Source organism: Bradyrhizobium sp. ISRA430 (genome assembly GCF_029909975.1).
In the GTDB taxonomy this organism is placed as follows: domain Bacteria; phylum Pseudomonadota; class Alphaproteobacteria; order Rhizobiales; family Xanthobacteraceae; genus Bradyrhizobium.
The window spans coordinates 880,178-902,910 of sequence record NZ_CP094516.1 but is presented as its reverse complement, the minus strand read 5'-3'; the positions used below and the strand labels follow the sequence as shown (position 1 = coordinate 902,910).

The 22,733-nt window shown below is 63.0% G+C and carries 21 protein-coding genes; 15 read left to right on the top strand and 6 right to left on the bottom strand.

Annotation, left to right across the window (positions count from 1 at the left end; all coding sequences use genetic code 11):
- The first annotated feature begins 255 nt into the window (after positions 1 to 255).
- From MTX21_RS04700 to MTX21_RS04675, 6 genes are all read left to right on the top strand, one after another.
- Positions 256 to 1,389, top strand: coding sequence for an alpha-hydroxy acid oxidase (locus tag MTX21_RS04700; protein ID WP_280970743.1), 1,134 nt, complete (start codon positions 256 to 258; stop codon positions 1,387 to 1,389).
- Positions 1,390 to 1,418: 29 nt separating this feature from the next.
- Positions 1,419 to 2,042: an HAD-IA family hydrolase gene (locus MTX21_RS04695; protein WP_280970742.1), complete on the top strand. Its 624-nt coding sequence runs from the start codon at positions 1,419 to 1,421 to the stop codon at positions 2,040 to 2,042.
- Between the two features lie 170 nt (positions 2,043 to 2,212).
- Positions 2,213 to 2,422, top strand: a complete 210-nt coding sequence (locus tag MTX21_RS04690; protein ID WP_280970741.1) for a hypothetical protein — start codon at positions 2,213 to 2,215, stop codon at positions 2,420 to 2,422.
- 236 nt (positions 2,423 to 2,658) lie between these two features.
- Positions 2,659 to 3,870 (top strand): gephyrin-like molybdotransferase Glp, encoded by a 1,212-nt coding sequence (gene glp, locus MTX21_RS04685; RefSeq protein WP_280970740.1) that lies wholly within the window; start codon positions 2,659 to 2,661, stop codon positions 3,868 to 3,870.
- Between the two features lie 175 nt (positions 3,871 to 4,045).
- Positions 4,046 to 4,744 (top strand): transcriptional repressor LexA, encoded by a 699-nt coding sequence (gene lexA / locus MTX21_RS04680; protein ID WP_280970739.1) that lies wholly within the window; start codon positions 4,046 to 4,048, stop codon positions 4,742 to 4,744.
- 294 nt (positions 4,745 to 5,038) lie between these two features.
- A complete protein-coding gene (locus MTX21_RS04675; protein WP_280970738.1) occupies positions 5,039 to 5,470 on the top strand; it encodes a hypothetical protein in 432 nt (143 codons plus the stop codon).
- 88 nt (positions 5,471 to 5,558) lie between these two features.
- Here the strand turns inward: MTX21_RS04675 and MTX21_RS04670 are convergent, their stop codons facing one another.
- The gene (locus tag MTX21_RS04670; RefSeq protein WP_280970737.1) at positions 5,559 to 7,841 is read right to left on the bottom strand and encodes a ComEC/Rec2 family competence protein; all 2,283 of its coding nucleotides are present in this window, start codon (positions 7,839 to 7,841) and stop codon (positions 5,559 to 5,561) included.
- 96 nt (positions 7,842 to 7,937) lie between these two features.
- Positions 7,938 to 8,171: a DUF2171 domain-containing protein gene (locus tag MTX21_RS04665; protein ID WP_254095511.1), complete on the bottom strand. Its 234-nt coding sequence runs from the start codon at positions 8,169 to 8,171 to the stop codon at positions 7,938 to 7,940.
- A gap of 381 nt (positions 8,172 to 8,552) precedes the next feature.
- Here MTX21_RS04665 and MTX21_RS04660 point away from each other — a divergent pair, with 381 nt between their 5' ends.
- On the top strand, positions 8,553 to 9,875 hold the full coding sequence (locus MTX21_RS04660; RefSeq protein WP_280970736.1) for an MFS transporter: 1,323 nt from the start codon (positions 8,553 to 8,555) through the stop codon (positions 9,873 to 9,875).
- A gap of 157 nt (positions 9,876 to 10,032) precedes the next feature.
- Here MTX21_RS04660 and MTX21_RS04655 read toward each other — a convergent pair whose 3' ends face one another.
- Positions 10,033 to 10,395 (bottom strand): SPW repeat protein, encoded by a 363-nt coding sequence (locus MTX21_RS04655; protein ID WP_280970968.1) that lies wholly within the window; start codon positions 10,393 to 10,395, stop codon positions 10,033 to 10,035.
- 228 nt (positions 10,396 to 10,623) lie between these two features.
- Here MTX21_RS04655 and MTX21_RS04650 point away from each other — a divergent pair, with 228 nt between their 5' ends.
- Positions 10,624 to 10,806: a hypothetical protein gene (locus MTX21_RS04650; RefSeq protein ID WP_280970735.1), complete on the top strand. Its 183-nt coding sequence runs from the start codon at positions 10,624 to 10,626 to the stop codon at positions 10,804 to 10,806.
- Between the two features lie 169 nt (positions 10,807 to 10,975).
- Positions 10,976 to 12,406 carry a type I glutamate--ammonia ligase gene (gene glnA, locus MTX21_RS04645; RefSeq protein WP_280970734.1) on the top strand — a complete coding sequence of 477 codons (1,431 nt, stop codon included), beginning with the start codon at positions 10,976 to 10,978 and terminating at the stop codon, positions 12,404 to 12,406.
- Between the two features lie 161 nt (positions 12,407 to 12,567).
- Here the strand turns inward: glnA and MTX21_RS04640 are convergent, their stop codons facing one another.
- Positions 12,568 to 13,017: a YbhB/YbcL family Raf kinase inhibitor-like protein gene (locus MTX21_RS04640; RefSeq protein WP_280970733.1), complete on the bottom strand. Its 450-nt coding sequence runs from the start codon at positions 13,015 to 13,017 to the stop codon at positions 12,568 to 12,570.
- 318 nt (positions 13,018 to 13,335) lie between these two features.
- On the opposite strand from MTX21_RS04640, the gene MTX21_RS04635 reads away from it, so the two are divergent.
- From MTX21_RS04635 to MTX21_RS04620, 4 genes are all read left to right on the top strand, one after another.
- Positions 13,336 to 14,340 (top strand): MBL fold metallo-hydrolase, encoded by a 1,005-nt coding sequence (locus MTX21_RS04635; protein ID WP_280970732.1) that lies wholly within the window; start codon positions 13,336 to 13,338, stop codon positions 14,338 to 14,340.
- A gap of 37 nt (positions 14,341 to 14,377) precedes the next feature.
- Positions 14,378 to 15,526 carry a CapA family protein gene (locus MTX21_RS04630; RefSeq protein WP_280971360.1) on the top strand — a complete coding sequence of 383 codons (1,149 nt, stop codon included), beginning with the start codon at positions 14,378 to 14,380 and terminating at the stop codon, positions 15,524 to 15,526.
- A 161-nt stretch (positions 15,527 to 15,687) separates the two neighbouring features.
- Entirely contained in the window at positions 15,688 to 16,353 is a 666-nt protein-coding gene (locus MTX21_RS04625; RefSeq protein ID WP_280970730.1) for a phosphoribosylanthranilate isomerase, read from the top strand.
- 18 nt (positions 16,354 to 16,371) lie between these two features.
- Complete coding sequence (locus tag MTX21_RS04620; RefSeq protein ID WP_280970729.1) at positions 16,372 to 17,100, top strand: SAM-dependent chlorinase/fluorinase; 729 nt, start codon at positions 16,372 to 16,374, stop codon at positions 17,098 to 17,100.
- Between the two features lie 312 nt (positions 17,101 to 17,412).
- On the opposite strand, the gene MTX21_RS04615 is transcribed toward MTX21_RS04620, so the two are convergent.
- A complete protein-coding gene (locus MTX21_RS04615; protein WP_280970728.1) occupies positions 17,413 to 17,799 on the bottom strand; it encodes an SgcJ/EcaC family oxidoreductase in 387 nt (128 codons plus the stop codon).
- An 8-nt stretch (positions 17,800 to 17,807) separates the two neighbouring features.
- Positions 17,808 to 19,487: a glutamine--tRNA ligase/YqeY domain fusion protein gene (locus tag MTX21_RS04610; protein WP_280970727.1), complete on the bottom strand. Its 1,680-nt coding sequence runs from the start codon at positions 19,485 to 19,487 to the stop codon at positions 17,808 to 17,810.
- Between the two features lie 143 nt (positions 19,488 to 19,630).
- Between MTX21_RS04610 and gltX the strand changes: the two genes are divergently transcribed.
- Together gltX and gltA are read left to right on the top strand one after the other, a co-directional pair.
- Positions 19,631 to 21,055 (top strand): glutamate--tRNA ligase, encoded by a 1,425-nt coding sequence (gene gltX / locus MTX21_RS04605; protein ID WP_280970726.1) that lies wholly within the window; start codon positions 19,631 to 19,633, stop codon positions 21,053 to 21,055.
- Between the two features lie 144 nt (positions 21,056 to 21,199).
- A complete protein-coding gene (gltA, locus tag MTX21_RS04600) occupies positions 21,200 to 22,501 on the top strand; it encodes a citrate synthase (protein WP_280970725.1) in 1,302 nt (433 codons plus the stop codon).
- The last annotated feature ends 232 nt before the right edge of the window (positions 22,502 to 22,733 follow it).

Sequence of the window (22,733 nt, the reverse complement as noted above, 5' to 3'; positions counted from 1 at the left end):
CATGCAAATGGCGATCCAACCCGCTTCTCACAACACCATTCTGGTTTCTTCAAGGCCGGCCTGACACGCCGGCGGGTACACCGCAAAATCCGCTTCGTGCCGGCCTAAATTTTTGGCAACGTTCCGAAACCGTTTCGCGCAATGCGAGAATCGGCCGCCGGACCACGCTTCGCAGCTATGCGATTTTAGGATGGTTTTGGAGGGCCGAACGGGATAGGCGATGACTTAAGGCTTCAAATTCTCGGGAGGATAACAATGAACGAAGCGCCCCGCATCCGGCCGGAACGGAACGTCGAACTCGGCGCCAGCAACGAGCCGTTCCAGAACCTGCACGAATTTATCCGGAAGGCGCGCTCCAACCTCAACCAGAACGCCTGGGACTACATCGTCGGCGCCGCCGAGACCGAGACCACCATGCGCCGCAACCGCATGGCGCTCGACGAGATCGCGTTCCGGCCGCGCGTTCTGCGCGATGTCCGCAAAGTCGACGGTTCCGTCGAGCTGTTCGGCCGGAAGATGCGCCTGCCGGTCGTCCTGGCGCCGGTCGGAGCGCTCGAGATCTTCGATCCGCATGGCGCGGCCAGCGTGGCGCGCGGCGCCGGCGCGTTCGGGGCAGCGCATATGCTGAGCTCGGTATCCGACCCGGGCCTGGAAAAGACTGCCGAGGCCGCGCCCGGTGCGCTACGCTTCTATCAGCTCTATGTCCGCGGCGACGACGCCTTCGTCGAGGATGTCGTCAGCCGGGCCGTGAAGAACACCTATGCCGCTTTTTGCCTGACCGTCGACACCGCCCATTACAGCCGCCGTGAGCGTGACATCGCCAAACGCTATGTTCGCGAGAGCCGCCTGCGCGCCACCGGTGGCGACTTCCAGAAGGGGCTGGAGTGGCGGACCGTGAAGATGATCAAGGACAAGTTCAAGATCCCGCTGATCCTCAAGGGCATCGCCACCGCCGAGGATGCGTTGATCGCGCTCGATCACGGCGTCGAATGGATCTACGTCTCCAACCATGGCGGCCGCCAGCTCGATCACGGCCGCGGCGCCATGCATGTGCTGCCCGAAATCGTCGAGGCAGTGAAAGGACGCGCCAAGATCATGGTCGATGGCGGCATCTGCCGCGGCACCGACATCGTCAAGGCGATCGCGGCGGGCGCCGACATGGTCGGCATCGGCCGGCTGCAATGCTGGGCGCTGGCGGCCGCGGGCGAAGCTGGCGTGACGCGGATGCTGGAGCTGTTGGAGGACGAAGTGCTGCGCTGCCTCGGCCTCTTGGGCGCCACCTCCTTCGCCGAGATCGACAAGTCCTGCCTGCATCCGGCGACCGCCACCAACGCGCCCAGCGTGTTCAGCGCATTTCCGCTGCTCGACATCGAGCCCTATCGGTATTGATCTTGCCGATACTGACCTGAAAGGACGCAATGACATCGCTCTCTCCCGGCAGCGCGGATGCCCTCCTCTTCGATCTCGGGCGCGTCGTGCTCGACATCGATTTCTCCAGGACGATCGCCTGCTGGGCGGGACATGCCGGCTGCAAGCCCGAGGCCATCGTCGCGCGCTATGTGCGTGACGAGGCCTACAAGCTGCACGAAGTCGGCAAGCTCAGTGACGCGGCATATTTCGACTCGCTGCGCTCATCGCTCGGCATCAGCCTTTCGGACGCGCAGTTCCTGGAGGGCTGGAACGCGGTGTTCACGGGGGAGATGCCCGACATCGCGGAGCTGTTGCCGCGTGCGGCGAAGCACATGCCGCTGTACGCCTTCTCCAATACCAACCAGCCGCATGTGGACTATTTCTCGAAGGAATATGCCGACCTGCTCGGCCATTTCCGCGAGCTGTACCTGTCGTCCAGCATCGGTCTGCGCAAACCGGACGCCGAAGCCTTCGACCATGTGGTGGGCGCCATCGGCGTGCCGGCCGAGCGGATCGTCTTCTTTGACGACCTCGCCGAGAACATCGAAGGGGCGCGGGCGCGCGGACTGACGGCGGTACACGTGACCTCGCCCACCGACGTCGGACATGCGCTGACGGCGCTGGGGATCTGAGGGCCGGCGTTCTGGTGGCTTTGCTTGATCCTGCCGACGTTCACGGGAACCCATCGGCCCGCGACGAGGAACCAAATCACTTTGTGCATTTTTGTGCAGAGTTCCTGGAACGGAATGCCTGATTCCGGACTCTTGAGTTCGTCGGGGATTTCTACATCGGACTGATCGTCGTGTTGGGTAAAGCCTACCTCACCAAGCAAGCCTCTCTCCTGCTCGAATTCGCCAGAACCACGTCGGACTCGGATCTCTCAGCCAAGCTGATTAGCAAGGCCGCCGATCTGAAATCGCAGGCCGATCCCCTGCCCGACAAGGATCAAAGTCCCAACGCGCCCGATGTGGCCAAGGATGCTAGTCGGAACGAGCCGACGGGAGCGGATTGATGTTGACCATGGCCCTTGTTGCTTTCGTTCTTGCGATCGCTGCGCGGGTGCCAGTCTGCAGCGTCATCCAGATCATGTCGCACCGGACCTGAATCCAATCATCTCACAAGCGTAGAAGCCGGCACGATCGTTCGTCCGGACGCCGGGTTTTGCTTCGGCGCACGCGCTCGGCTAGAACCCTTGACGCCGAGACGGTTCGATTTGCCAATCGACTTGCCAAGCAGGAGATTTCGCCCGTGGCCCTGATGCCGGTTTCTGACGCGCTTGCCGCGGTGCTGGCCGGCGTGGAGCCGCTATCCGAAGAGATGATCGCGCTGGAAGGCGCCTTTCACCGCGTACTGGCACGCGACGTCACCGCCCGGCGTACGCAGCCCCCCCAGGCAATGTCGGCGATGGACGGCTATGCCGTGCGCGCGAGCGATGCGGCCAAGGTCGATGCGCAGCTCAGCGTGATCGGCGAGGTCGCGGCGGGCCGGCCGTTCGCGCCAACGCTGGGTGCCGGCGAGGCGGTCCGGATCTTCACCGGCGGCGTGATTCCCAACGGCGCAGATGCCGTCGTGATCCAGGAGGACACGGTCGCGGACGGCAAGCGCATCACGATCAAGGAGGCCGCCGTCGCCGGACGGCATATCCGGCGCGCCGGCGTCGACTTTTCCGAGGGCGACGTGCTGCTACGGGCAGGCGCCCGCCTCACCGAGCGAAGCCTGGCCCTCGCCGCCGGTATGAACCATCCTGACCTTCCCGTCCGCCGCCGCCCGAAGGTCGCAATCCTCGCCACCGGCGATGAGCTGGTGATGCCGGGCACAACACCCGGCCCCGGCCAGATCGTCTATTCCAACGGCTATGCGATCCACGCGCTGGCGCGCCGGGAGGGCGCCGACACGATCGACCTTGGGATCGCCGCCGACACCCTGGAGGCCACCACCGCCGGTATCCGCTCCGCCCGCGAAACCGGCGCCGACGTCCTGATCACGACCGGCGGTGCGTCGGTCGGCGATCACGATCTGGTCCAGCAGGCGCTCAAGGCCGAGGGCATTGCGATGGCGTTCTGGAAGATCGCGATGCGGCCGGGCAAGCCGATGATGCATGGCCATCTCGGCGCGATGCGCGTGATCGGCCTGCCCGGCAATCCGGTCTCGTCTTACGTTTGCGCCTTCCTGTTCATGGTGCCGTTGATTCGCGCGCTTGCGGGCCGTCAGCCCGTTCACCACCGCCGCGAGCGCGCCGTAGTCGGGGGCGAGCTCGCCGCCAACGACATGCGCGAGGACTATCTTCGCGTGCGCCTCGAAGAGCGCGACGACGGCACGCTGGTCGCGGTTCCCGTCAACAATCAGGACTCTTCTCTGCTTGCAAATCTCGCTGCGGCACAGGCACTTCTCGTGCGGCCGCCGTTCGCGCCGAAGGCCGAAGCAGGCGCGCCCTGCGAGGTGTTGCGGCTGCCCGCTTGAACGAGCCGGCCGCGCGTGTTCCGCGAAGTTTATCGTGTTCACGCAAAATTAAGCAGTTGCGGAACACATATCGAACATATAGTGTCCGTTCATGATTTGTTTCGAGCATCTAGCGGTGCGCCGCTAACTTCAGCGTCTCGGAATCGAACGACATCAACCGGGGGATTTGGTCGAGATGTTAACGCGCAAACAATACGAGCTTCTGCGGTTCATCAGCGAACGCCTGAAGGAAAGCGGCGTGCCGCCCTCCTTCGACGAGATGAAGGACGCGCTCGATCTGCGCTCGAAGTCGGGCATCCATCGCCTGATCACCGCACTCGAGGAGCGCGGCTTCATCCGCCGCCTGCCCAATCGTGCCCGCGCCATCGAAGTGATCAAGCTGCCCGAGCTTCAGGCCGCGGCCGGCAATCGGCGCGGCTTCACGCCGAGCGTCATCGAAGGCAATCTCGGTAAGGTACGCGGCTCCAGCGCCCCCGTGGACGAGGGTGAACGTCCGGTCGCTGTGCCCGTGATGGGCCGCATCGCGGCGGGCACGCCGATCGAGGCCTTGCAGACCCGCAGCCACACCATCAGCGTACCGCCGGACATGCTCGGCTCGGGCGAGCATTACGCGCTCGAAGTGCGCGGCGATTCGATGGTGGAGGCCGGCATCCTCGACGGCGACATGGCGCTGATCCAGCGCAACGAGAGCGCCGACACCGGCGACATCGTGGTGGCCCTGATCGACGACGAGGAAGCGACCCTGAAACGCTTCCGCCGGCGCGGCGCCTCGATCGCGCTCGAGCCGGCCAATGCGGCCTACGAGGTGCGCATCCTGCCGCCGAACCGCGTAAAGATTCAGGGCAAGCTGATCGGGCTGTACCGGAAATACTGAGCGTCTTCGGCGAGGCGTGAGCCGATGCAAGTCGCGTGGAGCAATCGACCTCCGCCGCGTGTTGTGCAGCGCCGGTGAATTCAGGATTGATCTCGACGAGCGCAACAGAAGAAAATTCGCACGAGCCTGCTTTGTTCCAAAGGCTCTTGCTCAACGCAGAAAAGATAATGTGATCGGCAGGTCTGCACGCAAGTCGCAGATTTGCCCTCAACATCGCATATCATCGGAGCCTTCCTGATAGAGGCCTGGGCCTCCGGGGGCACGGGTCGCTATCTCTTATGAGGAGCACTTGCGATGTGTGACTACAGCCTGCATGCCGTCGCGACCCGTCCCGCCCAGGTCGGTGAGACGATCGTCACGACAACCTTCCGCGGCACCTCGACGCGCGGCTTCGCTTCGGAAGCCGATCTCTCCGTCGCGGTCTGCCTGCTGCCGGGAACGGAGCTCGCCTTCGCCGACAACGTCCGCTACGACAATCGCTGGATCTGGACGCGCACCATCAACTCCCGCGTCGGCAAGTTCGGCAAAGTCGATCCGCACATTCCCGATCGCCATCATGACGCGATCGAATTCCCCGACGGCAAATATGTGCTGGTGACGCAGCTCGTCGAAGGCCAGCGCGCAACCGTGCTGCAATTGCCGGTGACCCAGCCGGCCGGTGAGCACAAGCCGCAAGTCGCCGCTGACAGGCCGCAGCCGACCGTTACGCGCCTGCCGATCGGCTGACGCGTAATATTTGAGCATGATCTCCGCGCAAACGCATTCCGCGTTTGTCGCGAAGGGAAAAACGCTACACACTTTTCCGGATCATGCGTCAGTCCTCGACCTGAAGGTCGGCCTCCGACGGCGTTGCGTCCCTGGAGCGCGGTGCGGCCGGCCGTGGCGCGAGGTTTGGTTCATAATAGCCATCGCCGGCGATTGCCGGCGACCAGGGGCGATTTGCGCCCCTCGCCCTCACCGCCTGCACCGCAAAGCCGTCGCCGCGGCGCGCGAGCGCCAAGCCGCCCTGGCTCATGAGACGATCCCGGTCGACCACCATCGCCGCACAATCGGGCGGCGCGGGTCTCGCTGTCACCACCAGCGCAGCCCGGCTGCAATCATCCGAGAGCGCATCCACGCGCAGCGCCAGCGCGATCAGGCGGCCGTCGGCGAGCGGGGTCACGCATCCGGATTCGTCGCATGACACGCCGCTACCGAGCGATGCATCACCGGCGCTGCGCGGATCGGCATCGGCCGCAAGCCACTCCTTGGCGAGGAACGCGTCCTTGTTCGCCGCGATGAGATGCAAGCGGCCGTCGCTGCCGCGCACTGCGATGTTACGCCCGTCGCCTGCGATCAGGACGTCCGGCTGGCGCACGGACACCGCCCACACAATCGCTGCGACCAGCACGAGCGCACCGGTCCAGCGCAAGGGCGTGCGCAACAGGCCCATCAGGACGATGCCGATGCTCGCCGCGATCAGCGGGGCGATGCCGAAAGCGGCAATGCGGCCGACCGCGCCCGGAAGATTCGCAACCCACTGCGCGACCACGACCATCCAGTCGATGCCGACACCCATCAGCCACCAGAACACGCCGTCGAGCCCGAACGGCGCTGCGATCAATCCCAACAGCCCGGCCGGCATCACCAGCGCCGAGACCACCGGCATCGCCGCGAGGTTCGCGAGCACACCGAACGGCGTGACGCGGTGAAAGTGGAAGGCGGCATAGGGCGTGGTCGCAAAGCCCGCGATCAGCGAGGCCAGGAACAGCATGGCGATCTCACGGCCGCCCCACAGCGCAATCCGCGCCGTCGCCGAATGATCGGGTGAGGCAAACAGGTTCGGCATGCCGATCTGCACCAGCGCAACCAGCCCAAGCGTTGCCGCAAACGACATCTGGAAGCTCGGATGCACCAGCGCCTCCGGCGCGACCGCAAGCACGATCAGCGCGGCCACCGCCAGCGTGCGGAACGTGATGGCTCGGCGATCGACCATGACCGCGATCAGCACCACTGCGGTCATGAAAAACGATCTTTGGGTCGCGACCTCCGCGCCGGAGAGCAACAGATAGAACGCCGCGGCGACGAGCGCGGCAGCGGCCGACCACTTCTTGATCGGAAAGCTGACGGCCAGACCCGGGATCAGCGCGAGCAATGCGCGGATCGCGAAGAAGACGACGCCGGCGACGACCGCCATGTGATAACCCGAAATCGAGAGCACATGGCCGAGGCCGGAGATGAACATGGCATCGTTCACCGGCGTGGTAATCGCATCGCGCCGGCCGGTGAGCAGCGCAGTGGCGATCGCGCGATTGTCGCCGTCGAGCGTGGCGCGGATGCGCGCATCGATGGCATCGCGCAGCCCCTGCATGAAGGCTGCATAGCGCAGTCGCAAGCCTCCGCCGTCGGGCGGCGCGGAAGCCGTGATCGTACCCATCACGAAGCCGGAGGCGCCGATACCCTGGAAGAACATGTCGCGGGAGAAATCGTAGCTGCCGGGACGCAGGGGCGAGAGCGGCGGCATCAGCCGCGCCTTCAACTGCACGAAGCTGCCGACTTCGGGCGCAGTGCCCTTGCGCACCGAGAGGCGGACGCGTTCGAGCGTGACGTCGCTGCGCTGGGCCTCCATGCCGGTGACGCGCAGCACGAAACGGTCGGTGCGCTCGCGGATGTCGCGGGTCTCGACGAAGCCCGACAACGACACGGAATAGAGCGGCTTTGCCAGCACGGTGTGCGCGATGCGCGCGGTCTTCCAGGTCGCCATGGCAAAACCGGCCGCTGCGGCGGCGACCATGATTGCCACGACAAATAGCCGGCTGCGGCGCAACAGAACGGCGCCAACCATCAGCAGCAAGGCCATGGTCGCGGTCGCCCAGAGCACCGGCTCGTGATCGGCAGCGAAATAGAGCGCGATGCCGGTGCCGAACGCCACGGGCACCCACGGCAGCAGCCGCCCCGCGCCCGCTTCGGCACGCGCCCAGGCCCGCAATGTGTCCGCAAGCAACGACCAGCGGCCGAGGTCCGCCGGCACCAGGCCACCGGCTGGTGCGGCGCGGCCGACCGGCCACGTTCCGGCTACTACCCCCTGGGACCGCACTGGCCGGCCCGGCTCCGCCATTCCCCTGCACCTTGCGATACGCGATGGGGGCGGAGGCTACCGGAACGTGCAGGCGCGCGAATAGCGGTACGGATCAGGAACGGACCGGGGGAGCCCCTACTTTTCCTCTTCCATCGTCACGGCCACCGCTGCCTTGGCGGAGAGCCGCACCTTATTGCCCTCGACGTCGGCGACCAGGCCCTTGTCGATGAAATGATGATGGCCCTTGTGGCTGCCCTCGCCGCTGTCCTTCTTGGTCAATTTGATGCGGTTGCCCTCGACCCGGTCGACGGTGCCGATGTGGACGCCGTCGGCGCCGATGACTTCCATATGCTCTGCGATCGTCTGCATGATCGGACCCCTTTCTGGATCCCTCACAACGCCTGAGACGCTTTTCCGTTCGCCGCTCCACCAGAAGTCGCGGAGAATTCGAGCCCTTGCGATCGCTTTCGCAAAACGTCCCGTGGTCAAATTGAGCCGAAAGTCTCATAAGTTGTCGGCCCGTGGTGGGACTACACTACGGTTCCCCGCCTCCCCGACAGATGGGCAAGGCAGGGGTGGCTCGCGGTTCTAAGGCCGCCGGAGCTCAGGTGGCGCAAAGCGCGCCTGAGATCAGACGTTGCCGACGCAACTTTTTGAATTGGCGCCTGCAACGCCGCGCATCACGCTCTCCGCGAGAAGATCGACCGCTGAAACAAGCGAGGAGACGTTTTGAAACCATAGGAGTCGCACATGCAGGTACCGAGCGATTTTCGCCGCGTGATCATCGCTGCGTCGGTGGGAAACATCATCGAATGGTATGATTTCTATATCTTTGGCAGCCTGGCCGCAGTTCTATCGGTCAAGTTCTTCGAGCAATCCCACCCGGTTGCAGCCCTCCTCAGCACGATCGCGCTCTTTACGGCAGGATTTCTCATCCGTCCGCTGGGGGCTTTCCTGTTCGGATGGATGGGAGACCGGGTCGGCCGCAAGTATACCTTTCTCATTACCCTCAGCGGAATGGGACTCGGCACGGGAGCGATCGGGTTGATCCCGACCTACCAGTCGATTGGTCTAACGGCCGCCTTCGTGCTCTTCGGCCTGCGCATGATCCAGGGCCTGTGCCTGGGCGGCGAATATGGTGGCGCCATCACCTATGTGGCCGAGCATGTGCCGGACGATCGGCGCGGCTACTATACCGGCTGGCTGCAGACCTCGCCTACTCTCGGGATCGTGGTGTCGCTGGCCGTCATCATCCTCACGCGGACATATGCCGGCAACCAGGCCTTCGACGAATGGGCGTGGCGCGTTCCGTTCCTGGTGTCCTTCCTGCTGGTGGCGATTGCGATCTACATACGGCTCCAGCTCCAGGAGACACCGATCTTCCAGGAGATCAGGTCCCGTGGCCAGATGACGAGGAATCCCTGGAAGGAGGCCTTCCTCAGCTCGAACATCAAATATATCGGGATCGCAATTGTGGTCCTGATCGGACAGGGCGTGGTCTGGTACAGCGGTCAGTTCTGGGCGCTGTATTTCCTGCAGCAGGTCTCCAAGGTGGACGCGCTGACCTCCTCTTACATCGTGGGAGCAGCCCTGCTTATTGCAACGCCGAGCCTGATCTTCTTTGGCTGGCTGTCGGATCTGATCGGCCGCAAGCCTGTGATACTCGGCGGCATGCTGCTCGCTGCGATCACGTATTATCCGCTCTATCTGTGGCTGGGGGCGGTCACGCAGCCCGGAAACATCAACTATCCGGTCGCGAGCTTCATCATCTTCATCCTCGTTTGCTATGTCGGGATGGTGTATGGGCCGGTCGGCGCGTTTTTGGCGGAATTCTTCCCCGCCAGGATCAGGTACACATCGGTCTCAGTGCCGTACCACATCGGCAATGGCTGGGGTGGCGGATTGGTGCCGTTCATTACGTCGGCGGCATTCGCTGCGACCGGCAGCGTCGGCTACGCGCTGATTTACCCGATCGTAGTTCCCGCGGTGTGCTTCGTGCTTGCCGTCTTCCTGATGCCGGAGACGCGCAAAATCAGCATCTGGCAGCCGATCGAGCCGAGAGCCGCATTGTGATGGGTTGATCCGGTGCAGGACCGCATGGCCCTGCACCGGAGACGTGTCTGCGCGCAGTGACGATCGTTCCCCTCGGCGCCGCGCCCGAGCGGGTCGACTTCGAGCCCCCGACCGCCAGCAGATAGCGGTCTGCAAAACGCTCGGCTAACACCTCTCCTCAGCCGGCCAGGTGATGCCAGCGATCGTGCCACCAGGTGCTGAAGTCGCGATCGGTCATCAACTCCCAGACAGCGAGCAGGATCACCACTATGCCGGACGCTACGCTGCTCACCGTGGCCGATACCGACTCATAACCAATGGTCCAAGGTGCCAGCAGCAAAGCCAGGCCCAGCAGCATCTCTCCCCACTCTTCCAGATAGGATGGGACGACAAATGCCTCGATGGCAAACAGCATGACGCCGAGCCCGAGCACGATGGAGACCCAGACAGCCGCCCCGGACAAGCCGAGGATAAAGGACGAAAGGACCAGCCACAGGCCCACCAGGAGGCTGGCAGCGTCTTGCCAATGTTGGATGCGCATGATGCTCACCTCCTCTCTCCCAGTTAAGTGGGGAGGCAGCCGAGAAAATACATCCCTCCAACCCGCGCAGGTGTTGCCGCTACTGAAGCTGCGGCCCATGCCCCGGAAAGGGCCCTTGCGAGTGCGCTGCACCAGGATGCAGACTAGCTGCGCTTGACAGGTGTCGACGTCTATCGTTCCCGGCCCCACCGAGTTCGCGTGGCGCCCGGACAAGAGGGAAGTGACGCCATGCGAGAAATCGAAATCCACGACTATGCGCGGCAGTTGCTGGAAGCACATGGCCCCAAGGCCATTGCGGAAGCAGCCCGGAACGCGATCGATCTCGAGGCAAAGGGCGATCTCGAGCTTGCCAAGACCTGGCGGCATATCGAGGACGCCATGAAGCTGATGCGCGGACCTCACCAAAGCTGAAAGCAGCCGGCGTGCGTAGCCGCCTGACTGCAAATGCCGCCAAACCGGATTGAGGTTGGAGGGGCGGCAACACAGAATATGGACCACAATCCGTCGCAAGCCGTTCGGCTGCGGCTGAACGGCAACGCGACCCGCAAGACGTGCACCTCAATGATGCTGGGAGCGAGCCATGTTTCCGAAATGTGCAACAGCCGAAGATCTCGTGAAGGCGATCAAGGACGAGAAGGTCCAGATGATCGATCTGCGGTTCACTGACCTGCCGGGGGTATGGCAACATTTTTCCGTCCCGCCGAGCGCGGTGAGCGTTGATGCGCTCGAGGAGGGCATCGGGTTCGACGGCTCATCGATCCGCGGCTTTCAGGAGATTCAGGAAAGCGACATGCTGGTCGTCGCCGATCCAGCGACGGCCTTCGTCGACCCCTATAGTCCGGCAGAGACGCTGGTCCTCATCTGTAACATCCGCGACCCCGTGACCGGCCAATCCTATAGCCGGGATGCTCGCTACATCGCCCAGAAGGCTGAAACCTATCTCAAGGGCACTGGGCGCGCCGACACGAGCTACTTCGGCCCGGAGGCGGAGTTCTTCGTCTTCGACGACGTGCGCTACGGTCAAGGCATCAACTATGCCATGCACGAGATCGATTCCGGCGAAGGGAGCTGGAACACCGGCGCGGAGGAAGCGCCGAATCTCGGGCACAAGCCGCGCCCGAAGGAGGGATATTTTCCCGTTCCTCCGACCGACAGCATGCAGGCGCTACGCACCGAAATGGTGCTGACCATGGAACAACTCGGTATCCAGATCGAAGCTCATCACCACGAGGTCGCAACCGGCGGCCAAAACGAAATCGACATGCGCTTCACGAGCCTCACCCGCATGGCGGACAATTTGATGATCTACAAATATGTGGTGAAGAATACTGCGCATCAGCACGGCAAGACCGCGACCTTCATGCCGAAACCGCTGTTCGAGGACAACGCCTCGGGCATGCATGTTCACCAGTCGCTGTGGAAGGGCGACACCAACCTGTTCTACGACAAGGGTGACTACGCCGAATTGAGCCAGCTCGGCCGCTATTACATCGGCGGGCTCCTGAACCACGCCTGGGCGTTGTGCGCGCTTTGCGCCCCGACGACCAACTCCTATCGGCGTCTGGTGCCGGGCTATGAGGCTCCCATCAACCTAGTCTACTCCCAGCGCAATCGCTCGGCCTGCTGCCGGATTCCAATGTACTCGCCAAATCCACGGGCAAAGCGCGTCGAGTTTCGTTCGCCCGATCCCTCCTGCAATCCCTACCTGGCCTTTGCCGCAATGCTGATGGCGGGCCTCGACGGTATCGATAACCGGATCGATCCGGGCAGCCCCATCGACAAAAATCTTTACGACCTGCCACCCGCCGAAGCCAAGGAGGTGAAGTCGACACCGGGATCGCTGGATCAGGCGCTCGACGCGCTCGAGCGCGACCACGCATTCCTTCTGCGCGGCGACGTCTTCACCGCCGATGTGATCGCGACCTGGCTCGACTACAAGCGAAAGAAGGAAGTCGATGCGATCCGGCTGCGACCGCATCCTTACGAGTTCCATCTTTACTACGACATCTAGCGGCGGTCCTCACTGTGGGATCGTCCACGGTGGACGAAAATACATGTTCGCCTCGTACCCCCTGTCCAGGCACAGCCCCGGCGCAGCCACGCAAGAACAGAGGGATCGGCCAGGATTGTGCGCAGCTTACTTACGTGCACCGCCCCTGGCCTTTCGCCGGCCTACCTCTCATACCAACCGACAAGGATCGCTTCCGCGATGACGTGCTTGCGCGCCTCTCGTTCAATGTCACGACAAGACGCATTGGCCTTTGCGGGAAGGTCCTCCATCGAGAGGGCCAGCAGCCGGAAGTGATAGTGATGCGGCCCATGGCCATGCGGTGGACACGGGCCGCCATAGCCCACTTTGCGAAAATCGTTGACCGCCTGCTTCAGTCTGGTGTTCTGCGCGGTGTTGACTGCAAACTCTGTTACGGTTGGCGGAATATCGTAAACTGCCCAATGATGCCATGTACTGGCGGGAGCATCGGGATCGTCGCATAGCAGGACAAAACTCCGCGCCCCCTCTGGCGCGTCGGACCATTGCAGAGGGGGCGAAAGATTTTCGCCATCACAAGTAAACCGTCGCGGAATTGCGGCACCATCGGCGAAGGCGCTTGAAACGAGTTTCATGGATCTCTCCTCGGGCTGCGGGACACATCGGGCTCGCGCTTGACGAGATCTTTCAAGATCCGGCCCGCGGCTGACGCAGCCGAACCACGGATCGAAAGTCGGCGCCTGCGAGCGGGACCGGACCGCCGATCTCAATACCAATTGCGCTCTGGCGAGGAACCAATGGTGCTGCGCAATACCGACCGCATGCCCTTGATGATGCCCGGCACGAGTGCGATCCAACTTGTAGTCTAACTCGATCTTGCCGGGTGCGGAATCCATCAACGTTGGCTAAATACTGGAAATCTATCGAGCGCTGTTGCAGCAGAATAGTTTGCCATGCGACCACTTTTCCATCCGAGCCTGGTCAACGGTCGCTACGGCGACCCGACGGTCTATGTCGAAACGCTGTTCGAAAAGCGAAGTCTGCTGTTCGATGTCGGAGAGATTGCTTCACTAGCGCCGCGGAGGATACGGCGCGTCGACCGGGTCTTTGTCTCGCATGCACATATCGATCACTTCGTGGGCTTCGACCATCTGCTTCGCTTGCTCGTCGGGCATGAGAAATCGGTGCAGCTGTTCGGTCCGTCCGGCTTTGCCGAGCACGTCTTTCACAAGCTTCAGGCCTATTGCTGGAACCTGGTCGAAACCTATCCCTGCGAGCTCGTTTTCGATGTAAGCGAACTCCGAACGGCGGATTCCATCTTGACCACGCGGTTCCACCTGAGGAAGGCGTTCGCAGCAAAGCCATCAGTCTCTCGTAAGACCTTTGGCGGCGTACTCTGCGATGAGCCGACCCATCGCGTGTCAGCCGCGATCCTTGAACATGGCACGCCCTGCCTCGCCTTTGCGCTGCAGGAGGCAGCGCATGTCAACGTATGGAAGAACCGGCTGTTGGAGCGCGGACTGCCCGTTGGTCCCTGGTTGCTCTCGCTGAAGAAGGCCGTCGTCGAGCGTCGCGCCGACGATCATTTGATTCGTATCGGTGAAGCAGCAACGGCGGACCACCTCGTCCCACTCGCCAGCCTGCGCGATCTCCTGACGATCACAGCCGGCCAGAAAATCGCCTATGTGACCGATGTCGCCGACACGCCGGCCAATCGTGCCGCCATCGCGGCGCTGATTGAGAATGCGGACATCCTGTTCATCGAGGCGGCGTTTGCGGGGGCCGACGCTACATTGGCGCGGGAGCGGGGTCATCTTACCACCACGGCTGCCGGAGAAATCGCGCGGGAAGCCAATGTACGGCGCATCGAGCCCTTTCACTTCTCTCCGCGCTATGCGGGAGAGCAGGAGCGGATGCTGGCGGAGGTGATGGCGGCTTTCATGACATCTCGCGCCTGACGCAAAGACCTGAGCGGCAGGACCTGAGTGGAAAATCATGGCCGAGGAACGACATCTGCCAACTGGGTATCGGAAACCGGTGCGGCTCTTCCTATGCGGAGACGTCATGTGCGGCCGCGGCATCGACCAGGTGCTGGCGCATCCCTGTAGCCCCGAGATTTACGAAGATTACATGCGATCGGCGGCGGGCTACGTGCTGCTCGCCGAGCAGGCGAACGGGCCTATTCCGCGGCGCAATGGATCGTCCTACGTCTGGGGCACTGCACTGGACCAATTGGAGTCCATGCAGCCGGACGCGCGGATCATCAATCTCGAAACGGCTGTGACGGGCAGCAACCACCGCGCGAACAAGGGCATCAACTACCGAATGAGCCCCGAGAACGCAGACTGTCTCGCGGCCGCGGGGATCGACTGCTGTCTATTGGCCAACAACCATGTGCTCGATTGGGGCCGCGCCGGCCTGGTAGAGACGCTGACGACTTTGCAGAAGCTCAACATCAGGGTGGCGGGCGCAGGCCGCAATGATCGGGAAGCGCGCGCACCCGCAGTGCTCAACCTCGCCGAGGCCCGGCTCCTGATCTTTGCGTTCGGATCGCCATCGAGCGGAATTCCGTTCAAGTGGGTTGCGATGTCAGACGCTCCGGGCGTCAACCTGCTGCCTGACCTCAGCGGGGCGAGCGCGTCAGAGCTGGCTGACCAGGTCATGGCGGCCAGAAGGCCGGGCGATCTCACGGTGGTGTCGATCCATTGGGGATCCAATTGGGGATATGACATTCCCGATGAGCAGAGGATTTTTGCCCGGGCCCTGGTCGACAAGGCAGGCGTGTCGATCGTTCACGGGCATTCTTCGCATCATCCGAGAGCGATCGAAATCTATCGAGACCGCCTCATACTCTATGGCTGCGGTGATTTTCTGAACGACTATGAGGGGATCCGTGGTTACGAGCGCTACCGCGACGACCTGGCGTTGATGTATTTCGCCGACCTGGATCCAACCAGTGGAATCCTCCATGCGCTCAAGCTGGTTCCCATGCAGATCAAGAACTTTCGTCTCTCCATTCCATCGCGGCGCGACATCGAATGGATCCAGCAAACACTAGACAGGGAATGTCAGCCGTTCGGAACAAGGGTCATTTTTGAATCCGAACAGCAGCTTTCATGTGTCGCTCAGAGGGCAACGACCTGACTCTCCGCGATAGAATTGGCGGGCCGGCGCGCCTGGGACTGCGTCCCCGCCCGGCAGCTGACCTAATCTTCGACTCCCGCTAGCCGACGCATGCTGTGGCTTTGCCAAAGGCCGCCCTCGGATGTCTTATGCTCAATGTCCGCCGCCGGAGGTTACGCCCGATGTTGACCCAGGTTTATGAAATCTCCACCATCGAAGAGGCGTCCGCTGTTTCAGCCATTGGCGTCAATCATATCGGCGTGCTCGTCGGAGACGGCCGATTTCCGCGCGAGCTGTCGATCTCAGCAGCTTCCGATATCGGCGCGGCGATTGTACCGCCATCGAGGTTCTCAGCGCTGTTTCTGACCTGCGATCTCTCCTTGATTGCGTCATGGGCGCGCGAACTCAACCCCGCGATCGTCCATTTGGGTGCCAGCGCCGAATTGCTTTCGCCGCAAGACGTTGCTTCGCTCAAACGCATGTTGCCCGGGATCGTCGTGATGAGAAGCATACCTGTGTTCGGCGAGGAGAGCGTCGCGATTGCCCGCAGCTACGTTGGCATTGCAGACTTTCTGCTTCTCGACAGCTATCGAGTCACGGACAAGCAGATCGGCGCGCTCGGCGTGACGCACGACTGGGGTATCAGCCGCCGGATCGTGGACCTTGCCCCTGTTCCTGTGGTCCTTGCCGGTGGCCTTGGACCGGACAACGTCGCAGAAGCGATCCGAACCGTCCGTCCAGCCGGTGTTGATTCCAAGACGAGAACGGATCAGGACGGATCGCATGCCAAGGACCTGGATCGAGTCCGCCGGTTCCACGAAGCGGCTCGGGCGGCGGCACCGCCATAGTGTGGAGCAGCTGACATCATGATCGTTCTGTTCACGGATTTCGGATTGCACGGCCCCTATACGGGCCAGATGAAGGCCGTGCTGCACCAGATGGCGCCTGGCATACCCGCCATCGACCTCTTCACCGATGCGCCCATGGGCAATCCCAAGGCGTCGGCGTACCTCCTGGCGGCTTATGCCGCCTGGTTTCCGCCGGAAACTGTCTTTCTCTGCGTCGTTGATCCCGGCGTCGGCGGGACGCGCCCGGCCATTGTGCTCGAGGCCGACGGCCGGTGGTATGTCGGCCCCGGCAACGGCTTGTTTGAGTTGGTCCAGCGCCGCGCCGCAAGGACGCGCAGTTGGGACATCGACTGGAGGCCGCAGCGCCTCTCGGCCAGCTTTCACGGGCGCGACCTCTTCGCACCGGTCGCAGCCATGCTGGCGCGCGGCGAACCGCCGCCCGGGCAGCCGCGAGGGAATGGCGGGGATCGCCGCACGGACTGGCCCGACGACCTCTGCGAGATCGTTTACATCGACCACTTCGGCAATGCTATGACTGGGTTGAGAGCCGCCGTGCTGCCGCCCAACGCCAGGCTTGCCTTGGCGGGTCACATATTGGAGCGCGAGAGAACCTTCAGCGATCGGCCGCCAGGCTCAGCCTTCTGGTACGAGAACTCGAACGGGCTCGCCGAAATCGCCGTCAACCAGGGCCGTGCGGACCGCGATCTTGGCCTTTCGACCGGGAGCCCGGTCGAGATCGTCCCTTAGATGGTTATGTCGCAACGTGGTCTGCAGCTATGCGCACGCCAAGGAAGCAGAGCCCAAGATCGGATTGGCCAAAGCCGAAGACGCGCCACGTCAGGCCGCCGGCGGCTAGCAATATGCGGCTGGCCGATCAGACCCGCAAGATTCTCGGCAAGCACTACGCGAGCAAATATCGGGTGCGGTAATCGCGATCGCTGCCTGCGCGGCTTGCAATCGCTTTCCGGCGGCCTAACATGAATTGCATAGCTCTCCCACCAGGAGCGCGGCCATATAGTGGCTGGACGAAGCAGGATGCGATCAGGTACGCGTCCGGCGTTAGATCAGCGCAGCCCTGGACGACACGTGGTGGCTCGCGATCTTCCAGTCACCATCTTCGCGCACGATCACCCAGGTGAGCTTGACCGACAGCGGCGCGGCCTCCTCGCCGAGGTCGAACGAGGCGATCGCGGCCATGTTGATCACATCGGGCCCGACCTGCGCTGCAGCCACCTCGGAAAAGCGGACGCTCGGCGAGCGCCAGCGCGGCAGGCTATTGAAATAGGCCGCAACTCCGTCTCTGCCCCGATATAGCGTCGGGTTGGAGCCGAAGAAGAAGGCGCTCTTCGAATAGAGCGAAGCGAGAGCGCCGGCATCGAGCTTCCCGAAGGCGGCGGACCACTTCGTCACAATCGCAGAAACTACGACGTCGGCTTCAGCCCGCATGCGGCTCCTCAGCCCTTGGCGACTTCCTTCGCAAACGTATCGCGCAGACCTATCGTCCTGGAGAACACCGGCTTGCCGGGCGTGGAGTCCTTGTCGCGCACGAAATAGCCCTGCCGCTCGAACTGCATCGGCTCGGTGGAATTGCTCTCCGCGACCGACGGTTCGATCCGCGCGTCAGAGAGGATTTCCAGCGAGTCCGGATTGAGGTCGGCGGCGAAGTTCGAGGCGTCCGGGCTCGGATTGGAGAAGAGCTGATTGTAGATGCGGATCTCGGCCGGCTTCGATGTGGCCGCCGGCAGCCAGTGCATCGTCGCCTTGACCTTGCGGCCGTCGGGCGCGTTACCGCCCCTGGTCGCGGGGTCGTAGGTGCAGCGAAGCTCGACCACCTCGCCGGCCTCGTTCTTGATGACGCCGGTGCACTTGATGAAATAGGCGTAGCGCAGCCGCACCTCGTTGCCGGGCGACAGGCGGAAGAACTTCTTCGGCGGGTTCTCCATGAAGTCGTCGCGCTCGATATAGATCTCGCGGCCGAACGCGATCTTGCGCGCGCCGGCGGAGGGGTCGTCGGGATGGTTGATCGCCTCGATCTCCTCGACCTGCCCTTCCGGATAGTTCTCGATCACCACTTTCAACGGGCGCAAGACCGCCATGCGCCGCTGCGCCGTCCGGTTCAGCTCCTCGCGAATGCAGAATTCGAGCATGCCGACGTCGACTACGCTGTTGGCCTTTGCGACGCCAATGCGCCTCACGAATTCCCTGACGGCAGCCGGCGGCACGCCGCGTCGCTTCAGGCCGGCGATCGTGGGCATGCGCGGATCGTCCCAGCCCGCGACATGGCCGTCGCGGACGAGCTGGGTGAGCACGCGCTTCGACAGCAGCGTGTAGGTCAGGTTCAGCCGCGCGAACTCGTACTGGTGGGGCTCGGACGGCACCGGCAGCTTTTCGATGAACCAGTCGTAGAGCGGCCGGTGATCCTCGAACTCCAGCGTGCAGATCGAGTGCGTGATGCTCTCGATCGCATCCGACTGGCCGTGCGCGTAGTCGTAGCTCGGATAAATGCACCACTTGTCGCCCGTGCGCGGATGATGCGCATGCAGGATGCGGTACATTACGGGATCGCGCAGGTTGATGTTGGGCGAGGCCATGTCGATCTTCGCCCGCAGCACGCGCGCGCCGTTCGGGAATTCGCCCGCCTTCATGCGCCGGAACAGGTCGAGATTCTCCTCGACCGTGCGGCCGCGGAACGGCGAGTTCTTGCCGGGCTCGGTCAGCGTGCCGCGGGAGGTGCGGATCTCCTCCTGGGTCTGGTCGTCGACATAGGCAAGCCCGTCGCCGATCAGCTTCTCCGCCCATTCGTACAGGCGGTCGAAATAGTCCGAGGCAAAGAACAGGTTCTTGCCCCAGTCGAAGCCGAGCCAGTGCACGTCAGCCTGGATGGAATCGATATATTCCTGCTCTTCCTTGACCGGATTGGTGTCGTCGAAGCGCAGGTGGCAGCGGCCGGGAAACTCCTGGGCGATGCCGAAGTTGAGCGCAATCGACTTGGCGTGGCCGATATGCAGGTAGCCGTTCGGCTCCGGCGGGAACCGGGTCACGATCTCCTTGTATTTGGCCTGATCGAGGTCTGCCTGGATGATGTCACGAATGAAATCGCGCCCAACCTCAGTCGCCACCGGTTCTGTGCTCATCCGAAAATCCTGTAGGGAAATCAGCGGCCCTTCTGCCAAATTCGCCGGCCTCAGCCAAGGCCTTAGCGGGTCCGCCGTAGCCCTTTAGTTATGCACCGTTCCTGCTATACACCACCGCCTCCAACGCATAGGCCCTGCCAAGAATGACCGATTCCGTCGTCACGCGCTTCGCCCCCTCGCCGACCGGCTTCCTCCATATCGGGGGCGCCCGCACGGCGCTGTTCAACTGGCTTTATGCAAAGAAGCACGGCGGCAAGATGCTGCTGCGGATCGAGGACACCGACCGGGAGCGCTCCACCAAGGAGGCGATCGAGGCCATCCTCGACGGCCTCAAATGGCTGGAGCTCGGCTGGGACGGCGACGTCATCTACCAGTTCAGCCGCGCCGCCCGTCATCGCGAGGTCGCCGAGAAGCTGCTCGCCGACGGCAAGGCCTATCGCTGCTACGCCACGGCCGAGGAGCTCGCCGCCATGCGCGAGAAGGCGCGCGCGGAAGGGCGCACCCGCCTCTATGACGGCTTGTGGCGGGACCGCGATCCGGCAACGGCACCAAGTGACGTGAAGCCGACGATCCGGCTGCGCGCGCCGCAGACCGGTGAAACCGTGATCGAGGACCAGGTCCAGGGCCGCGTGGTCTGGCAGAACGAGAACCTCGACGACCTCGTCCTTTTGCGCGGCGATGGCACGCCAACCTACATGCTCGCGGTGGTAGTGGACGACCACGACATGGGCGTCACTCACGTCATCCGCGGCGACGATCACCTGATCAACGCCGCGCGCCAGAAGCAGATCTACGATGCGATGGGCTGGCCGCTGCCGAGCATGTCGCACATCCCCCTGATCCATGGCCCGGACGGCTCGAAGCTGTCCAAGCGCCACGGCGCGCTCGGCGTCGACGCTTACCGGGCCATGGGATATTTGCCCGCCGCGCTTCGCAATTACCTCGTCCGGCTCGGCTGGAGCCATGGCGACCAGGAGATCTTCTCGACCGAGGAGATGATCGCGGCATTCGACCTCTCAGGCGTCGGCCGCGCCGCCGCCCGCTTCGATTTCGCCAAGCTGGAAAGTCTCAACGGCCACTACATCCGCCACGCCGACGATCAATCACTCGTGAAGATGTTCGGGGACGTGCTCGACTACGTGCCAGGCCGGGGCGAGCTTAAGGCCAAGTTAAACGACACCACGCGCGCGCAGTTGCTCAAGGCCATGCCGGCCCTGAAGGAGCGCGCCAAGACTCTGATCGAGCTGATCGACGGCGCCTATTTCATCTTCGCAGACCGGCCGCTCGAGCCCGATGCCAAGGCGGCCGCGCTGCTGACGGGCGAAAACCGAAAGCTGATCGGCCAGCTTCATTCCGCGCTGGAGAAAGTCGAGACGTGGAGCGCTGCCAGCACCGAAGCGGCGCTGCGCACTTTCGCCGAGGAAAATAGTCTCAAGCTGGGCGCGGTCGCCCAGCCGCTGCGGGCAGCGCTGACGGGAAGGACGACGTCACCCGGGATTTTCGAGGTTTTGGACGTCCTGGGGCGCCAGGAAAGCCTCGGCCGACTTAGGGATCAGTCTACGACGTAAGTCGACCATGCGTGCGGCGATCTTGCAGCGCACACAGCAATAATATACCCATCTCACCCGTACCTTCTGGAATATCCGGCCTGCCCCGCCATCTCATCGGGGCCTCCGGGTCCGGTCCGTTTCACCACACATCGGGGACCTACGATGGACGCAAAACCAAGCAACAAGACCGCGACGCTGACGGTCGGAAACAAGAACTACGATCTCCCGATCCTCAGCGGCAGCGTCGGGCCTGATGTCATCGATATCGGCAAGCTCTACGGCCAGTCTGGTCTGTTCACCTACGATCCGGGCTTCACCTCCACCGCGAGCTGCCAGTCCAAGATCACCTATATCGACGGCGACGCGGGTGTGCTGGAATACCGCGGCTATCCGATCGAGCAGCTCGCCGAGCATGGCGACTTCCTGGAGACCTGCTATCTCCTCCTCTACGGGAACCTGCCGACAGCCGCACAGAAGAAGGACTTCGACTATCGCGTGACCCATCACACGATGGTGCACGAGCAGATGGCCCGCTTCTTCCAGGGCTTCCGCCGCGACGCCCATCCGATGGCGATCATGGTGGCGGCCGTTGGCGCGCTCGCCGCGTTCTATCACGACTCCACCGACATCAACGATCCGAAGCAGCGCATGATCGCCTCCATGCGCATGATCGCGAAGATCCCGACGCTGGCGGCAATGGCCTACAAGTACACCGTCGGCCAGCCCTTCGTGTATCCGAAGAACTCGCTCGGCTTTGCCGAGAACTTCCTCAACATGTGCTTCGCGGTGCCCTGCGAGGATTACAAGGTCAGCCCGGTGCTCGCCGACGCGCTGGAGAAGATCTTCATCCTGCACGCCGACCATGAGCAGAACGCATCAACCTCGACGGTCCGCATCGCCGGCTCCTCGGGCGCCAACCCGTTCGCCTGCATCGCGGCCGGCATCGCCTGCCTGTGGGGGCCGGCGCATGGCGGCGCCAACGAAGCCGCGCTTAACATGCTCTACGACATCGGAACGGTCGACAAGATTCCGGAATTCATCGCCAAGGTGAAGGACAAGAACAGCGAAGTCCGCCTGATGGGCTTCGGCCACCGCGTCTACAAGAACTACGATCCGCGCGCCAAGATCATGCAGAAGATGTGTCATGCCGTGCTCAAGGAGACCGGCCATGGCAACGATCCGATGCTGAACGTGGCGATGGAGCTCGAGAAAATCGCGCTCAGCGACCAGTACTTCATCGATCGCAAGCTCTACCCGAACGTCGACTTCTATTCGGGCATCACGCTGAAGGCGATGGGCTTCCCGGTCTCGATGTTCACCGTGCTATTCGCCGTCGCCCGCACCGTCGGCTGGATCAGCCAATGGAGCGAGATGATCGAGGATCCCCACCAGAAGATCGGTCGTCCGCGCCAGCTCTACACCGGTGTCGCCAAGCGCGACTACGTGCCGATCGACAAGCGGTAAGTAAGATCGGCCATCAGGCCTTTCGAAGCGGCGCCACTCGCGGTGGCGCCGTTTTCGTTTTGCGCGGACATTGTAGGGTAGGCAAAGCACAGCGTGCCCACCGCCTCTGCCAAACTGATAGGAATGGTGGGCACGCTGCGCTTTGCCACCCTACGACGATGTCGCCCGCCTATGAGCGCACTCCTTCAGTCGCAAAGCGGATCACCTGCAACGAGTTTCCTACTGGCATCAT

What these genes read in the sequence shown, in the direction of transcription:
- MTX21_RS04700 (WP_280970743.1), top strand. Translation starts at nt 256, where the DNA reads ATGAACGAAGCGCCCCGCATCCGGCCGGAACGGAACGTCGAACTCGGC.
- MTX21_RS04695 (WP_280970742.1), top strand. Translation starts at nt 1,419, where the DNA reads ATGACATCGCTCTCTCCCGGCAGCGCGGATGCCCTCCTCTTCGATCTC.
- lexA (WP_280970739.1), top strand. Translation starts at nt 4,046, where the DNA reads ATGTTAACGCGCAAACAATACGAGCTTCTGCGGTTCATCAGCGAACGC.
- MTX21_RS04675 (WP_280970738.1), top strand. Translation starts at nt 5,039, where the DNA reads ATGTGTGACTACAGCCTGCATGCCGTCGCGACCCGTCCCGCCCAGGTC.
- MTX21_RS04670 (WP_280970737.1), bottom strand. Translation starts at nt 7,841, where the DNA reads ATGGCGGAGCCGGGCCGGCCAGTGCGGTCCCAGGGGGTAGTAGCCGGA.
- MTX21_RS04665 (WP_254095511.1), bottom strand. Translation starts at nt 8,171, where the DNA reads ATGCAGACGATCGCAGAGCATATGGAAGTCATCGGCGCCGACGGCGTC.
- MTX21_RS04660 (WP_280970736.1), top strand. Translation starts at nt 8,553, where the DNA reads ATGCAGGTACCGAGCGATTTTCGCCGCGTGATCATCGCTGCGTCGGTG.
- MTX21_RS04655 (WP_280970968.1), bottom strand. Translation starts at nt 10,395, where the DNA reads ATGCGCATCCAACATTGGCAAGACGCTGCCAGCCTCCTGGTGGGCCTG.
- MTX21_RS04650 (WP_280970735.1), top strand. Translation starts at nt 10,624, where the DNA reads ATGCGAGAAATCGAAATCCACGACTATGCGCGGCAGTTGCTGGAAGCA.
- glnA (WP_280970734.1), top strand. Translation starts at nt 10,976, where the DNA reads ATGTTTCCGAAATGTGCAACAGCCGAAGATCTCGTGAAGGCGATCAAG.
- MTX21_RS04640 (WP_280970733.1), bottom strand. Translation starts at nt 13,017, where the DNA reads ATGAAACTCGTTTCAAGCGCCTTCGCCGATGGTGCCGCAATTCCGCGA.
- MTX21_RS04635 (WP_280970732.1), top strand. Translation starts at nt 13,336, where the DNA reads ATGCGACCACTTTTCCATCCGAGCCTGGTCAACGGTCGCTACGGCGAC.
- MTX21_RS04630 (WP_280971360.1), top strand. Translation starts at nt 14,378, where the DNA reads ATGGCCGAGGAACGACATCTGCCAACTGGGTATCGGAAACCGGTGCGG.
- MTX21_RS04625 (WP_280970730.1), top strand. Translation starts at nt 15,688, where the DNA reads ATGTTGACCCAGGTTTATGAAATCTCCACCATCGAAGAGGCGTCCGCT.
- MTX21_RS04620 (WP_280970729.1), top strand. Translation starts at nt 16,372, where the DNA reads ATGATCGTTCTGTTCACGGATTTCGGATTGCACGGCCCCTATACGGGC.
- MTX21_RS04615 (WP_280970728.1), bottom strand. Translation starts at nt 17,799, where the DNA reads ATGCGGGCTGAAGCCGACGTCGTAGTTTCTGCGATTGTGACGAAGTGG.
- MTX21_RS04610 (WP_280970727.1), bottom strand. Translation starts at nt 19,487, where the DNA reads ATGAGCACAGAACCGGTGGCGACTGAGGTTGGGCGCGATTTCATTCGT.
- gltX (WP_280970726.1), top strand. Translation starts at nt 19,631, where the DNA reads ATGACCGATTCCGTCGTCACGCGCTTCGCCCCCTCGCCGACCGGCTTC.
- gltA (WP_280970725.1), top strand. Translation starts at nt 21,200, where the DNA reads ATGGACGCAAAACCAAGCAACAAGACCGCGACGCTGACGGTCGGAAAC.